This is a genomic window from Vogesella fluminis (genome assembly GCF_014652335.1).
Classification (GTDB): domain Bacteria; phylum Pseudomonadota; class Gammaproteobacteria; order Burkholderiales; family Chromobacteriaceae; genus Vogesella; species Vogesella fluminis.
In genome coordinates this window covers 25011-40145 of sequence record NZ_BMYP01000030.1, presented here as the reverse complement: position 1 = coordinate 40145, position 15135 = coordinate 25011, and the positions used below count along the sequence as shown (strand labels likewise).

Sequence of the window (15135 nt, the reverse complement as noted above, 5' to 3'; positions counted from 1 at the left end):
CCTGGAAAACCGGACCGGAGTTCGGCCCTGAAATTTACACCACCTTGACGGACGCTATCAATCGGGTTTGTTGTAGAACGCGGGCTGACGCTGGATCTTTTCCGGCTTCAATCAAGGTTCCGAGCATCAGTCGGGGCATCGTAAACCTGCAGAAAATTGGTGTAGCAACCTTGATTTGCAGGTTTGCGCGCCTTCCTTCACGCTTTGGCTTCCGAGCGTTAACAGCCCCCTGTCAATCTTGATTTATGGCAAGAAGCGGTCATGGTATTCCTGTACCGCCATGAAGTGGCCAATGATGTCTACCTCGGGCATGTTCTGCTGGATACGCCCCAACCAGTGTGCATAGCCGACACTGTCTGGTTCGCGGTTCAACAGCCCCAGATAGTCGATACCCAGATTCACCTGCTGGTCGGATAGCGCACGATATTCTGTTGATTCGGTAAAGCCCAGCAGCGCCTGACTGCGGGCCATGCCGGCATCCAGCTGTGCTTTCCAGGCTTGTACGCCGGCTGACTCGCCAGTCCGGTCTAGAATCTGGTTGTACATCAGGTCGATAAAGGCGGCATTGTCTGTGCCGGTATGGCGATCCTTGAATTCCATACTGTCCAGAAAACTGGCGGAGATTTGCTGCAGAGACGTGCCGTCTTGCCACTGTGCTACCCAGTAGTCCAGTCTGGCCTGATCCGGCTGACGGTCCAGTGCGCCCAGATAGAGACGGGTAATGGCTCCGGCTCCGGCCTGGAACTCGGCCGAGTCCAGGAAAGCGCTGGTAATTTGTGCGCGATTCATTGCGCCGCTATCGAGCTGTTTTTGCCACGCAACCAGTCCGTCCGGATCGGCTTCACGGAACAGCGTGTCGCGGTATAGCTGCATTACGAATAATCTGCTACTGCCGAATACGTCGTTGTCTTTTACGCCAACCTGTAGCCCATTGGCCGCTTCGAGTGCATCCGGGAACTGGTCATTGTCGCTGTCGCTACTGCTACCCGCGCGGAAGCCGATGGCGCCCGGATCGGTAATCACGCCGTCGGCTTTGCCGTCATTGTCGAATTGGCCGCCATCTTCAATGCTGAAGTCGAGCCGGGTCTTGCCGCCTTCGGTGATGAGCTTGCCGCCGTATTGCTCACTGGCCAGGTTGACCCAGTCGCTGCCAAGCTTTTTCCAGTAGCCGTTGACGCTGATGCTGCTGTCGACATACAGGCTGAAGTTCTTGCTGGCACCGGCGGAGCCGGCATCGGCCTTGAAGGCAATCAGGCCCAGCGGCATGGTCAGGTCTGCAGGGGCATCTGCAGGCTTGTCCAGCTGCTTGACGTCAGACAGCGCGGCCGTGGCCGTTGCCCCGGTCTTGCCGCTGTCCGAATCGGCCACCAGGGTGACATAAACCGGCTTGGCCGCTCCGGGGTTGCTTTGTGCGGTAGTGGTATTGAGGAAGGCTACCGAACTGACATTCGCCTGGGTGCTATCTGTATGGCCATCGCCATTGCCGTCACCAATGACAGTATTGCCCTTGCTGTCAGGCACGGCCGGTACGGCATTTTCTACCATCTCGCTGACGCCATCCTTGTCATCCGGACTGGTAGTGGGTGGCGGTAGTGGTGGTGCCGGGGGCGTGAGGGTTACGGTAATACCGTTGCCGGTCAGGTCTGCGACGGTGACGGCGGCATCTGCACCTTGCGCCCAGTCCTCGACTGCTGCCAGGTTGTAAGTGGCATTGCTGGTCGAGCTGGTACCATCCTTGTTCAGGCGGCTGGCCAGAGCGGTTTTATCGGTGGCATTTAGTGTGATGCTGAAGCTGGTGGCACTGGTGATGTCGACGTTGGCCGAGGTCAGAGTATATTCGGTGCTGTCTCCGGAGATTTTCAGCTTGCCGACATCGATGTCATTGGCTGCACCATCCCGTTTCAGGAAGCCGGTACCGGTTACGGTCAGCACTCCGCTGCTTTCGTTGTAGGTCGCGCTGGAGATGGCTGGGGCGGTAACGTTGCTGACGGTGATGCCATTACCGCTAAGATCGGCAATCACGACCGCCGCATCCGCACCGGCGGCCCAGTCTTCGGCTGCGGCGAGGTTGAAGGTGGTGCCACTGGTCGAGCTGGTACCGTTCTTGTTGAGGATCAGGTTGGCCGCAGCCTTGTCGGTGGCGCTGAGGGTCAGCGTAAAGCCGGTACCTGAACTGATTTCGACATTGGCGCTGTCGGTCAAGGTGTAGGTACTGCCGCCTTCACCGGTGAGGGTGAACTTGCTGGCGACAATGTCGTTGGTGCTGCCATCACGCTTCAGCAGTCCGGTGCCGGTGACGACCAGGGTGCCGGTCGCGGCGTGGTAGGTGGCGCTGGTGATGGCCGGGACGGCAACGTTGCTGACAGTTAGGCCATTGGTGCTGTCCGCCGTATCGCCGGCGGTGATTTGGGTGTTCCAGTCATCGGCCGCGGCGAGGTTGAAGGTAGTGCCACCAGTCGAGCTGGTGCCGTTCTTGTTGAGAATAAGGTTGGCCGCAGCCCTGTCGGTGGCACTGAGGGTCAGGGTAAAGCCGGTGGCCGAAGTGATTTCTACATCACTGGTGTCGGTCAGGGTGTAGGTCACGCCACCTTCGCCGGTCAGGGTCAGCTTGCTGGTGTCGATGTCCGCGCCACTGCCATTGGCTTGCAGGCTGCTGCCGGTCACCACCAGTGTGCCGGTGCTGGCATCGTAGCTGGCCGAACTCAGCTTGGGGTTGACGCTGACGGTGACAGCATTGGTGGCATCGTTGATATCCGTGGCACTGTCGGCGCCGGCCAACCAGTTGTCAGCGGCAGCCAGGTTGTAAATGGAGCCGCCGGTAGACTGGGTGCCCAGTTGGTCGAGCAGGGTATCGACCGCGGCCTTGTCGGCACCGCTGAGGGTGATGCTGAAGCTGGTGGCCGAGGTGATTTCGACATCGCTGGCGCTAGTCAGCGTGTAAGTGGCATTGGCTGTGCCGCCGGTCAGGGTCAGTGTGGAAATATCCACATCGTTGCCGGCCCCGGTTTTGCGGAACAGGTTGCTGCTGGTCACGCTCAGGATGCCTGTATCGGCGTCATAGCTGGCATCAGTGATGGATGGGGTGCCGACATTGCTGACGGTAATGCCGGTACTGGCATCGGCAATGTTCCCGGTCGCCGGGCTGGCGGCCATCCAGTCATCGGCCGCTGACAGATTGTATGTGGTGCTATCGGCAGATAGTGCACCGTTCTTGCTTAGCAGGCCACGTACGGCCATCAGGTCGGTCGCCGACAGCGTCAGGGTGGCGCTGCTATCGCTGCCGATCTCGATATTGCTGCTGTCGCTCAGGGTGTAAGTGTTGCCACCTTCGCCGGTAAAAGTGAATTTGCTGGCGATCACATCATTCGCGGTACCACTGGCCGGGACAAAGTCGCTGCCTGTCAGTACCAGCTGGCCAGTGGCCCAGTCGAAGCTGGTACTGCTGATTACCGGTGCCGCCCAGTTGGTGACGGTAATGCCGTTACCGGTGGTATCGGCAATCACTATGGCCGCATCCGCACCGGCCGCCCAGTCTTCGGCCACGGCGAGGTTGAAAGAGGTGCTGTCATGCGCCGTGGTGCCATTTTTGTTCAGCAAGGCTTTCACATTGACAAGGTCGCTGCCGGACAAGGTGATGCTGAAGCTGGTACCAGACGTGATTTCAACGTCGCTGGCACTGGTCAGGGTATAGCTGGCACCGCCCTGGCCGGTAATGGTCAGTTTGCTGATATCGATGTCGTTGCTGGCACCGGCTTTGCTGACAAAGCCGGTGCCGGTCACGACCAGGGTATTGCTGGCGTAGTCATAGGTAGCGCTGGTGATGGCGGGGGTGGCCACATTGCTGGCGGTTACGTCATTGCCGGTGAGATCGGCGACCACCAGGCTGGCATCCGCACCTGCGGCCCAGTCTTCGGCCGCGGCGAGGTTGAAGGTGGTGCCACTGGCTGAACTGGTACCGTTCTTGTTGAGGATAAGGTTGGCCGCAGCCTTGTCGGTGGCACTGAGGGTCAGCGTAAAGCTGGTGGCCGAGCTGATCTCGACATTGGCCGTGTCGGTCAGGGTATAGGTGTTGCCGCCTTCGCCGGTGAGGGTAAACTTGTTGGTGACAATGTCGTTGGCGGCACCACTGGCGGCGATCAGGCCGACCGCCGTTACTACCAGCTCGCCGCTATCGGCATCGTAAGTGGCACTGGTAATGGTGGGCGGCGGATTGATCAATAGTGCCTTGTTGGCTCCCAGCGAGCCCGCCGCGCCGGGCGATGCCAGCGTCAGCGTGGCATGGTTGCCGGCAGCATCCCGGATGGTGCCGCTATTGAGTTCCAGCGCGTTCGTGGCCGTGTAATCGAGGTCTGTCGACGTATCCCCGGCCTGCACGGTGTAGCTGAAGGTCAGCGTGTTGCTGCCGGAGCCGCTGACGTAGCCGGCATATTGGTCGGTGGTGCCGGTTTCCAGCTTTAGTCGCGGCGTGCCGCCCGAGGTGTCCACGGTCACCGCTTCGTTGAAGGTGACGGTGATGGTGACGGTGTCGCCGGTGTGGTAAGCACCGTCAGCGGTCGAGGCCGAGACCGACGTCACCGTCGGTGCCACGCCATCGATCACGATGGCCTTGTTGGCGCCCAGCGAGTCCGCCGCACCGGGCGTTGCCAGGGTCAGCGTGGCGTTATTGCCGGCGGCATCCTTGATGGTGCCGCCGTTCAGGGCTAGTGCTGCGGTCGAGGCATAGTCGAGATCGGCCGACGTGTCGCCAGCCTGCACGGTGTAGTTGAAAGTCAGCGTGCTGGTACCGGAGCCGCTGGCGTAGTTGACGACACGGTCGGTGCTGCCGGTTTCCAGGGTCAGCTGCGGCGTGCCGGTGACGGTCACGGCCTCACTGAATTGCACGGTGATGGCGATGACATCGCCGGTTTTGTAACTGCCATTGGCTGTGGCGGACGACACCGAAGTCACCGTCGGGGCGGTGTTATCGATGCTCACTGCCAGAGAGGCGGAGGCATTGCTGGTATTGCCGGCGCTATCAGTCGCCTTGGCCGTCAGGGTATGACTGCCCTCGCTCAGGGTGCTGGCGGTGATGCTCCAGTTGCCGCTGCCATCGGCAGTGACGTTGCCGAGCGAAGTGCTGCCATCGCTATCGTACAAGGTCACGCTGGCACCCGCTTCGGCGGTGCCGGTGAAGGTCGGCGTGTTATCGCTGGTCAGATTGTCGCTACTTGAGCTGCCGCTGTCTGTGCCGGATGTCATGTCCGGGGCAGAAATCGCCGGTGCACTCGAATCCAGCACATAGGCTTTGCTATAGGCGGTACTGCTGCCGCCGGAGTTGGTCACTCGTGCCTGAAAGGTATTGCTGCCGCTCAGCGTGGTCGTGGTGCTCCATGACGATGAACCTACGCTAAAGCTGCTGGCATCGCTCCAGCTGCTGCCATTGTCAAACGAGACCTCAACCTTTTCACCCGTTGCCAGATTGGTTGACAGCGTACCGCTGATGGTCTGGCTGGCGGTTTGGGTAATGAAATCGCTGCTGCTGCTGCCGGTATCGGCAGACAGGCTTGTGCTGCTGACGGTGGTCGTCGGGGCCGAAGCCGGGGTGATGATATTGGTCAGCTCGATATCATCCAGCTCCATGAAGGCACCGCCATTCGGCGCCGTGATGGTAAACCAGGTGATGCCCTTGAAGTCGTCGGTATCTGGCAGGGTGATCTTGTCGGTATCAATTGGGCCGCTAAAGCCCGCGGTACCGGTAGTCGAGCCGCCTTTGCTGGTGGTAACGGTAAATGTCTGGTCACCAGTAGCGTTCTGGTTGCTCAGATAAAACGAGATCAGGTCAAATACCTTGCCACCGCCGATGGTGACGGTTAACGAGGTTGCCTTGCCACTGGATTCTGTATAGATAGACTCATCGTCATGGCGACCTGTAGGGGCTCCATAACTAGAACCATTCTTTAAAATACCTGTGTTGTTGTTTACATCCTTGGTAGTAAACGTAAACGTGCTGTTCGAATCGGTGTGAGCATAGGTAATGGTGTCGGTACCGTCACCGGAGAGGCTGCCTGTTCCTGCTTCGAATGTCAGCGTGGCATTAACCAGTGCACCGCTGAAAAGCTCGGCTTTTTCAGGGATCAACGGAAACCGGGTGTTGATTACACTGCCGGTAGTGGCTTCCAGTAACCAGTTGCCACCGCTTGCGGCGTTGCCGGTCAGGTCGCTGGAGGCGGCAATATCGGTACTGGTCAGTTGTGCCAGATCGGCGATGAATGTTCGTGCGGCCTCGTCTGCTGCCAGCGAGCAGGCGTATAGCAGCAAGTCTCCTTCCGGGTCGAGTGCATCGCCCAGTGTGCGTAGTTGTGCCGACTGAGTGGAGTCATGCAGGCTGGCGGCCGAAATATTGTCACTTCCCAGGTTTAACTGGCCGGCACTACCATGGCTGAAGATATGAATGGCATCGTAACCGGAATGCGTGACACACCAAGCGGCCAGCTCAGCCAAGCCGTTGCCACCATCCGATAGCAGCAGGACCTGATAGCCCGGCGCGACGCTGTCTGCCAGCACTTCCCAGTTACTGATACTTCGGTCTATGACGACCAGCTCGAGTCGATCGGTTGCTTGTGGCAAGTCGTGTCGGACTGTTTCATTCATGATCTGATTTCCTGCGCAAAGGGGAACGAGTAGGCGTCATCAAGTGCAAATGTGCTTGCACTTGATGATTTGGCCGCTGCTTAAGGGCGCATGGGGTAGGTGCCGGCGGTAGCGATGCAGGCGGTCAAGCCGATTTGAGGATTGATAAGGGATACCGCCTGGCTTGCAGCCTGTCCGGCGGGGGCGACAGACAGATTTTGCGGCAACTGGAAGGCAAAATTGAATTGACCTTGTGCCGTACCATTTGCTTGTTGGCTGCTGGTTGTGCCCTGGAAGGTCTGTGTCGGGCCGATGTTGGTATTGGCCTGCGTGGTAGACGCAGGCGCGTAAATCGATGCTTGTCCACCCCCTTTGGCCAGAATGGCTCCGGCGGTTACTGTGCCTTGGCCGCTGGCCGTGTCATTGGCTATCTGCAGGTTGCCGTTAACAGATATGGCCTGTGCGGGCACGGTTACCGTAACAGGCAGATTGGCAGTCGCACTGGCGGTTATTGGTTGTGAGGTTGTTGATCCCAATGTATGGGCATGAAGGACGAGCGGAACTTGTGCCGGGTTGAGGACGGTTGTTTCCTGACCGCGAGTTTGTCCCGGTTGCATAGTGACGTTTGTTGCAGGCTGCTTACCTGTACCAACCACTGTACGCACTCTGAGGTCTGGCAGCGCGAATGTTGCAGGTGCGGTGCCGCCATACATATTGCCCAGCAGTGAATACAGTGCTTGGTAACCTGAGACATTCAGGGTTCTGCCATCAGCTGGTAGATATCCGGGTGCCGGACAAAAATTGGCTGCCGTATAGCAAACCGAGCCTATGTAAGGATCTGTTGAGCAAGTTGCCAGGGCCTGGGCTGATAACAGCATCAGCGAAGAGACGGCCGCCAGCCGAAGCGCGGGCAGGGTGAGTTTGTCGTGACTCATGGTTTGTGATCTCCTGGTCGGTTGCACAGTGAATGCGTTATGCATAGCATGGCATTGGCTTGCAATCAACATATTATGTTGTTTTGATTCATGCTTTTCGACCCGAATGGTATGGCTGTTGCCGAAGTGTCTTTTCCTGTCACACAGGTGTGTTGACGATGCGGCGTATTGGATGAGGCGTAGGTGGTTGCGACGGTGCAGTCTTAATTTAACGGAAAGAAACCGGGCTCTTGTCGGCGAGGGCCGGAATGGCGTGGCCCCGAAGGGCTGGCCCGGCAAACGACCAGCTGTGGCGTTGGCCGGTTTGACCTTGCAAGACCCGCGCCTGCGCCGTCCGCCTTGCATCTGGCCATTTGCCGGGCCAGCACAGCCGCAAAAAGACCTTGAACAGGTTCTAAGGTGCTGGCGGGGCTTGCCGCAGGCAGGTTCCGGGCGGGTGGCCGAAGCGGCGGCGGAAGGCGGTGGCAAAGTTGGCCGCAGAGCTGTAGCCCGCGGTCAGGGCCGCATCGGTAATGCTGTGCCGGCCGCTCAGCAGTGCCTGGCGGGCGTTTTCCAGCCGCTGGCCACGCAGGTAGTCCATCACGCTGCAATCAAAATGGCGGCGGAAGTGCCGCTGCAGTGTGCTGCTGCTCATGCAGGCGGTGTCTGCCAGCCGATGCAGGCTCCAGTCGCCGGCCTCGCCACTGTCGATCAGTTCTTTTACCCGCAGCAGTCGTCGCTGCAGCTGCGGGCCGGGGACTGGTGCCGGGCTGCCCAGTTCATCCAGTACCTGTCCCAGCAGCAGCATGCCCATGCCTTCGCGCTCGATGCTGCTTAGCAGGGGGCTGACCGCACGGTGCTGCACCATTTGCAGTGCAAGCCGGGTCAGTTGCGGGCCGGCTGCCCATTGCATGGCGGCGAGGTGACGGCTGGCCAGGCGTGCCAGTGGCGACTGGCTGCCGGTTTCCGGCAGGCCGTGCTGCTCCAGCCAGCCGTGTCCCAGCGCCATGCATACTTTCTGCTCCATGCTGCCGCTGCCGCAGTGGCGCTCGAACAGCTCCTGTTCGTTCAGGTTTACCAGCAGCACCTGGGCCTGGTGCCGTGGCTGCAGGCGGAAAGATTGCCGGCCGAAGCTCAGCTGGATGCTGCCCTGCAGGGCTACGATCAGGCGTAGTTCGGCATTGCTGTGGCTACTGTGGCTGTGCGGATTGGTGCGGCTGCAATTGGCGCTGATGCGCAGCTCAGGTGTCGTCTGCTGCACCCAGGCGTAATTGCCTGCCATCGGGCGGGTGCTGTCCTGCTGCTGCCCCTGCATGTCGTGTTCTCCGTGTTCCTGTCGCGCTTCTGGCGCAAATAACATTGCCCCTGTCGCAAAGGCGGCATGGCGTGCTATGGCGGATACTACCAGACTCTTGTCAATAGGAATAATTATCAATAAAGGGGGTGGTGATGATGTACGTTGTGCGGCTCCTGGGCGGCTGCCTGTTATGTCTTGGCCTGTTGCCGCTGGCGGTTGCCGGGCCGGTATTGCTGGATGATGCCAGCCAGTTTGCGCTGCATTCGCAGCACACCGGCCAGACCTACCGCATCTATCTGTCGGTGCCGGTGGTGCCGCCGCCGGCCGGCGGTTACCCGGTGCTGTACGCGCTGGATGGCGATTACAACTTTGCCCAGTTCCACCGCGACAACCCGCGTGAGGCCGGCGTGTTCGAGCGCCTGCGGCAGCACGGCCCGGCGGTGCCGCAGCCGGGTGTGGTGGTGGGCATCGGTTATGGCCGTCCGTTTGCACAGACGCTGGATCTGCGTGCGCAGGATTACACCCCGCCGGTGACCTGCCAGCCCTGCGACAAGCTGTCGCCGCACCACGGTGGTGCCGATGCCTTTGCCCGCTTCATCAACGAAGAGCTGAAGCCGGAGATTGCCCGCCGCCTGCCGGTGAATCCGGTACGGCAGAGCCTGTTCGGCCACTCCTACGGCGGGCTGTTTGCCCTGTACCAGCTGCTGCGGCAGCCTGCCGCATTCCAGCATTACTTCGCCATCAGCCCGTCGCTGTGGTTTGGCGAGCGTGTGCTGCTGTCGGCGCCGTTGCCGGCCATGCCGGCCGGTGAGCCGCGCCTGGTGGCGCTATGGGTGGGGCAGAGCGAACAGCCGGCTACCTACGCCATCACGGCCGATCGCACGCGGCAGCAGCGCCTGCAGCAGAACCGCATGGTGGATAACGCCGCGGCGATGATGGCGCGGCTGTACGGCCAGCCGGGCGTGGTGACCGATTACCGCGTGATTGCCGATCACGATCACGGCCAGATGCACGGCTTTGCCATCGACCGTGTGCTGGATATCGCCTTCAGCCCTGTCTGGCAAGCGGGGCGCTGATTTCATGTGACGGGGTGGCCTGCCACCCCTGTATTTCGGGAACATAATGATGAAGAAACGCAAATACGCCGACCGCAGTCTTGCGGCCAACCCGCTATATGCCATCCTCTGCGGCAGCATCCTGTTGCTGTCGGCAGCGGCCGTGCATGCCGCCGATGGCGAGGCGGTGCTGGATACGGTAACGGTGACCGGCGAGAAGATGAAGCGCAGCCTGGCCAGGACTACCACCGCAGTCAGCGTGCTGCAGGGCGAGCAGGTGGATAACGGCGACATCGGCTCGGTCAACGAGGTAGCAGCGCTGGTACCCAACATGACCATCAATGCCGTGGGTGGCGTGAACATCCGTGGCGTGGAAGGTGCCGGCCCCGGTGTCGGCTTCTACTCCTTCGTCGGCGGCGGCCGTCCGCGCATCAGCACCAGCATCGATGGCGTGGCCGACGTGTGGACCGGCCAGCAGTACCTGGACATGGACATGTGGGATGTGAAACAGGTGGAAGTGCTGCGCGGGCCGCAATCCACCACCCAGGGCCGCAACGCGCTGGGCGGTGCCGTACTGGTACAGACCAACGATCCCGCCTTCCACCAAGAGGGCGCATTGCGGCTGGGCCGGGAAAGCGAGGATGGCCGTACCAGCGTGGCCGGCATGCTGTCCGGTGCGCTGGTGGAGGACGAACTGGCCTATCGCCTGGCTGCAAACGCCGTGAAAGGCCACGGTTTCATCAACTACACCGGCGTCAGCGGCCAGGATGCTTCGGCACTGGAGCGCCTGAACGTGCGCGGCAAGCTGTTGTGGAAGCCGAAATCGCTGCCGCAGCTGCAGGCACGACTCACCGTATCGCACCGCGACTACCAGGGCGAATACCTGAACCTGATCAGCGGGCCGGACCTGGGTACCTATACCTATAACGCATCAGCCCGCAGCAATGTGCGCTTGCAGGACTCGCAGAACACCACCACCACCCTGGATACCGAGTACGACTTCCAGAACGGTGTGACCGGCCACCTGCAGTACAGCCTTGGCGACAACCATATCGCTTTCGAACAGCATCCGTCGCGCATGAGCCTGGCACTGGACGACCAGAACCACACACTGGAAGGCCGCCTGGTATTCAACCGGTCGCAAAGCGCCCTCAGCGGCGTGCTGGGCCTGTATGCCTACCGGCGCAACCAGGACCTGAATGCCAACACCGCTACCGCTAACGTGTTTCGCGGCACCGACAAGGTCGGCACGCTGGCGGCCTACGGCGACGGCGAACTGGCGCTGAACGAGCACTGGTCGCTGCTGGCCGGCCTGCGTGCCGAGCGCGAAACGCAGAACCGCGACATCACCTACTACGGCGCCCCGATCAAGGGCGACGTCGGCAACACGCTGCTGCTGCCCAAGGTCGGCATCAGCCACCAATGGTCTCCGGCCACGCGGATGAGCTTTGTCGTGCGCCAGGGCTACAACCCCGGTGGCGTGTCGGTGGACGAGAACAATGCGGTATTCGAATACGACAGCGAGAAGGTCAACGCCTACGAATATGCGCTGAAAACGCGGCAGGGCGGCATGCTGCTGGGCGCCAACCTGTTCTACAACGACTACACCGATTACCAGATGAGCTATGCCAGCCGCCTGCGCAACGTGCCGCAGGCGCACTCCGTGGGCCTGGAGCTGAGTGCCGCCGCCAGCATCGGTGGCGGGCTGGAAGTGAATGCCGGCCTGGGCCTGTTGCGCAGCAAGGTGGACAAGGCACCGGCAGGCGCAGCAGGCATTGCCGGCAAGGAGATGACCTACGCGCCGGAAATCACCGCCAATCTGGGCGTAAAGAAACAGTGGGGCAGCTGGACCGCTGCGGCCAACCTGCAATATGTCGGCGAGTACTACACCGATATCGCCAATACCGGTACCGGCATCGGCGGCGACTACAACCTGCTCAACCTCAACCTGGCCTATGCGCTGAACGACGACACCACCGTGCGTGCCTACGTGAAGAACGCGCTGAACGAGGACATCACCCTGGGCAAGCGCACCAACGGCTTCTACGTCGGTGCGCCGCGTACCGTGGGCATGAACGTCGATTACCGCTTCTGAACCGGGCCACGGCTGCCGCAACTGCGGCAGCCGTCCGTCTTGCAAGGACGCCGTCATTTGCCGGCGGCCATTCCCCGATTCCGGAGACCTCCCGCCACCTGCGCGACGTGCTGACGGCGCGCGGCGCCCGTGTGCAGTATGCCGGGTTTGCCGCCGGTCACGACCGCCTGCGCTGGCTGTCCACGCTGCCTTACGGGGTGCTGGCCTTGCAGTAGCCGGGCCGTTGTCCGGCCTGCAGATACAGCCCGTGCCGGTGACGATCGGTACGGGCTGTTTGGTATCTGCCGGTGCAACACTGATCAGCAAGCAAGCGAATTCAGACAAAATGTCTAACAATTGGCTTTGGACATTATTTTGCAACACGGCATTTGCCTGTTTATGGTGTTGTGTTTGACAGATTGTCGCCAAATTTGTATCGTGAACCCATAACAAGACAGGAGCAGCAGCATGCAATTGGACATCGAGCGTCTAATCGAGGATTTTGGTGGCCCCGGTACGCTCGCGGAAGCGTTGACGGCGGCCTTTCCCGATGAGCCGGTGTCCCGTGCTGCCATCTACAAATGGCGCGAGCGCGGTACCTTGCCGCTGGCACAGCTGAACAAGCTGGCCAAACTCGCCGTCGATCAGGGCAAGCGTTTCGATTTCAACGACTATCTGGCCGGGGCACAACCCGCGGCCCAATGGAGATCACCAGACATGGGCGACCGTCTTTACATTTTCGATACCACCCTGCGTGACGGCGAGCAATCGCCGGGCGCGGCCATGACCAAAGAAGAAAAAGTCCGTATCGCCCGCCAACTGGAGCGCCTGGGTGTGGACGTGATCGAGGCTGGTTTTGCTGCCGCCAGCCCGGGCGATGCCGACGCCATCCGCGCCATCGCCGAGGTGATCAAGGATTCCACCGTCTGTAGCCTGGCGCGTGCCAACGAGCGTGATATCCGCGCCGCCGGCGAAGCCATCGCCCCGGCCCCGAAAAAGCGCATCCATACCTTCATCGCCACCAGCCCGATCCACATGGAGAAAAAGCTGCGCATGACGCCGGATGAAGTGGTGGAAGCCGCCGTGAAGGCCGTCAAACTGGCGAGCGAATACACCGACGACGTGGAATTCTCCGCCGAAGACGCGCTGCGCTCCGACATCGACTTCCTCGCCCGCATCTTCGGCGAGGTGATCAAGGCCGGTGCCACCACCCTCAACGTACCGGACACCGTCGGCTACGCGGTGCCCAAGATCACCGAGGCCTTCTTCCGCGAGCTGATCGCCAAGACCCCGGGCGGCGACCAGGTGATCTGGTCGGCGCACTGCCACAACGACCTGGGCATGGCGGTGGCCAACAGCCTGGCGGCAGTACTGGGCGGTGCGCGCCAGGTAGAGTGCACCATCAACGGCCTGGGCGAACGCGCCGGCAACGCCGCGATGGAAGAGATCGTGATGGCGGTGAAAACCCGCAAGGACGTGTTCGGTGTGGAAACCGGCGTCGACGCCACCCAGATCGTGCCGGCGTCCAAGCTGGTGTCCACCATCACCGGCTACCCGGTGCAGCCGAACAAGGCCATCGTCGGCGCCAACGCCTTCGCCCATGAATCCGGCATCCACCAGGACGGCGTGCTCAAGCACCGCGAAACCTACGAGATCATGTCCGCCGAGTCGGTGGGCTGGACCGCCAACCGTCTGACGCTGGGCAAACTGTCCGGCCGCAACGCGTTCCGCACCAAGCTCACCGCGCTGGGCATCGTGCTGGACAGCGAAGAGGCACTGAACGCGGCGTTCGCCCGCTTCAAGGAGCTGGCCGACAAGAAGCGCGAGATCTTCGACGAAGACCTGCACGCGCTGGTGTCCGACCAGCTGGTTACCGCCGAGCAGGAAGACTACAAGTTCGTGTCGCTGAAAGTGGCGACCGAGACCGGCGAGGCGCCGCAGGCGCAGATCGTGTTCGTCGAGCACGGCAACGAGCAGCGTGCCGAATCCACCGGCTCCGGCCCGGTCGATGCCGCCTTCAAGGCCATCGAGAGCGTGGTGAAGAGCGAGGCCGAGCTGGAGCTGTACTCGGTCAATGCCATCACCAAGGGCACCGAATCGCAGGGCGAAGTGACCGTGCGCCTGGCCAAGGACGGCCGCATCGCCAACGGTCAGGGTTCCGACACCGACATCATTGTCGCCAGCGCCAAGGCCTACCTGGCGGCATTGAATAAGCTGTCCAGCAAGACCGAGCGCGTGCACGCGCAAGGCCCGGTGTAACAGCAAAGAGCGCGCACGCGTTGCGGCTGGCCACCCTACCGGGCCAGGTTGGCCGCAGCGCGAAAGATCAAAGGCTCACAAGGCCGCCCCATTTGGCCCTTGCCCCCACCACGGCAGGTGCAGACAGCCGACCCACGAGGTCGGCCTTGTCGCGTCTGTCTTTTCATTTGCCGGCTTGGCCGCATCTGCAGGCGGAGCTTTCCACAAGGACACTGCCCATGGCACAAGGCTATTTCATTACCGGCACCGATACCGAGATCGGCAAGACCCACAGCGCGGTGCAGCTGATCCGCCACTGGCAGGCGCAGGGTAAGCGCGTGCTGGCGATGAAGCCGGTGGCCTCCGGCTGCGACATCCTGCCGGACGGCAGCTGGCACAACGACGACGTGGCGCGGCTGGTGGCGGCCACCGGGCAGACCGATCTGGCACTGATGAACCCGTACCGCTTCCTGCCGCCGGTGTCGCCGCACATCGCCGCGCGCGACGCCGGGGTGACGATAGACCCGGCGCTGATCGTCGCACACTACCAAAGGTTGGCCGCAGACGCCGACGTGGTGCTGGTGGAGGGTGCCGGCGGCTGGCTGGCGCCGCTGTCGGACACGCTGGACATGCAGGGCCTGGCGCAGGCGCTGGGGCTGCCGGTGATCCTGGTGGTGGGCATGAAGCTGGGCTGCATCAACCACGCGCTGCTGACGGCGCAGGCGATCCGCGCCGGCGGCTGCACGCTTGCCGGCTGGATCGCCAACCGCGTGGTGCCGGCGCAGCTGGCCTTTGAAGACAATCTGGCGACGCTCACGCGCGCGTTGGGCGAGCCGCTGCTGAGCCTGCCTTACGAGGCGGCGGCGACCTGAGCAGCGGCGCCGGTTTGCGGCGGCGCACCATGATGGCTACTTGTTTTATCGGCTGATCTTCCTATTCTCGATAAAG

Annotated in this window: 7 protein-coding genes; 4 read left to right on the top strand and 3 right to left on the bottom strand. The window is 61.5% G+C overall.

All coding sequences use genetic code 11. The features are described 5' to 3' along the window. Nucleotides 1-243 precede the first annotated feature (243 nt). From IE083_RS11735 to IE083_RS11725, 3 genes are all read right to left on the bottom strand, one after another. Nucleotides 244-6630: a DUF4347 domain-containing protein gene (locus IE083_RS11735; protein ID WP_189353788.1), complete on the bottom strand. Its 6387-nt coding sequence runs from the start codon at nucleotides 6628-6630 to the stop codon at nucleotides 244-246. 80 nt (nucleotides 6631-6710) lie between these two features. Next, nucleotides 6711-7544, bottom strand: a complete 834-nt coding sequence (locus tag IE083_RS11730; protein ID WP_189353787.1) for a phage tail protein — start codon at nucleotides 7542-7544, stop codon at nucleotides 6711-6713. Between the two features lie 394 nt (nucleotides 7545-7938). Next, on the bottom strand, nucleotides 7939-8838 hold the full coding sequence (locus tag IE083_RS11725) for a helix-turn-helix transcriptional regulator (protein WP_189353786.1): 900 nt from the start codon (nucleotides 8836-8838) through the stop codon (nucleotides 7939-7941). 134 nt (nucleotides 8839-8972) lie between these two features. Between IE083_RS11725 and IE083_RS11720 the strand changes: the two genes are divergently transcribed. The 4 genes from IE083_RS11720 (at nucleotide 8973) to bioD (ending at nucleotide 15059) form a co-directional block, all read left to right on the top strand. Next, nucleotides 8973-9896, top strand: coding sequence for an alpha/beta hydrolase (locus IE083_RS11720; RefSeq protein ID WP_189353785.1), 924 nt, complete (start codon nucleotides 8973-8975; stop codon nucleotides 9894-9896). Between the two features lie 46 nt (nucleotides 9897-9942). Beyond that, nucleotides 9943-11970 (top strand): TonB-dependent receptor, encoded by a 2028-nt coding sequence (locus IE083_RS11715; protein ID WP_189353784.1) that lies wholly within the window; start codon nucleotides 9943-9945, stop codon nucleotides 11968-11970. Nucleotides 11971-12417: 447 nt separating this feature from the next. Continuing rightward, complete coding sequence (locus IE083_RS11710; protein ID WP_189353783.1) at nucleotides 12418-14208, top strand: 2-isopropylmalate synthase; 1791 nt, start codon at nucleotides 12418-12420, stop codon at nucleotides 14206-14208. 218 nt (nucleotides 14209-14426) lie between these two features. Further along, nucleotides 14427-15059 carry a dethiobiotin synthase gene (gene bioD, locus IE083_RS11705; RefSeq protein WP_189353782.1) on the top strand — a complete coding sequence of 211 codons (633 nt, stop codon included), beginning with the start codon at nucleotides 14427-14429 and terminating at the stop codon, nucleotides 15057-15059. The last annotated feature ends 76 nt before the right edge of the window (nucleotides 15060-15135 follow it).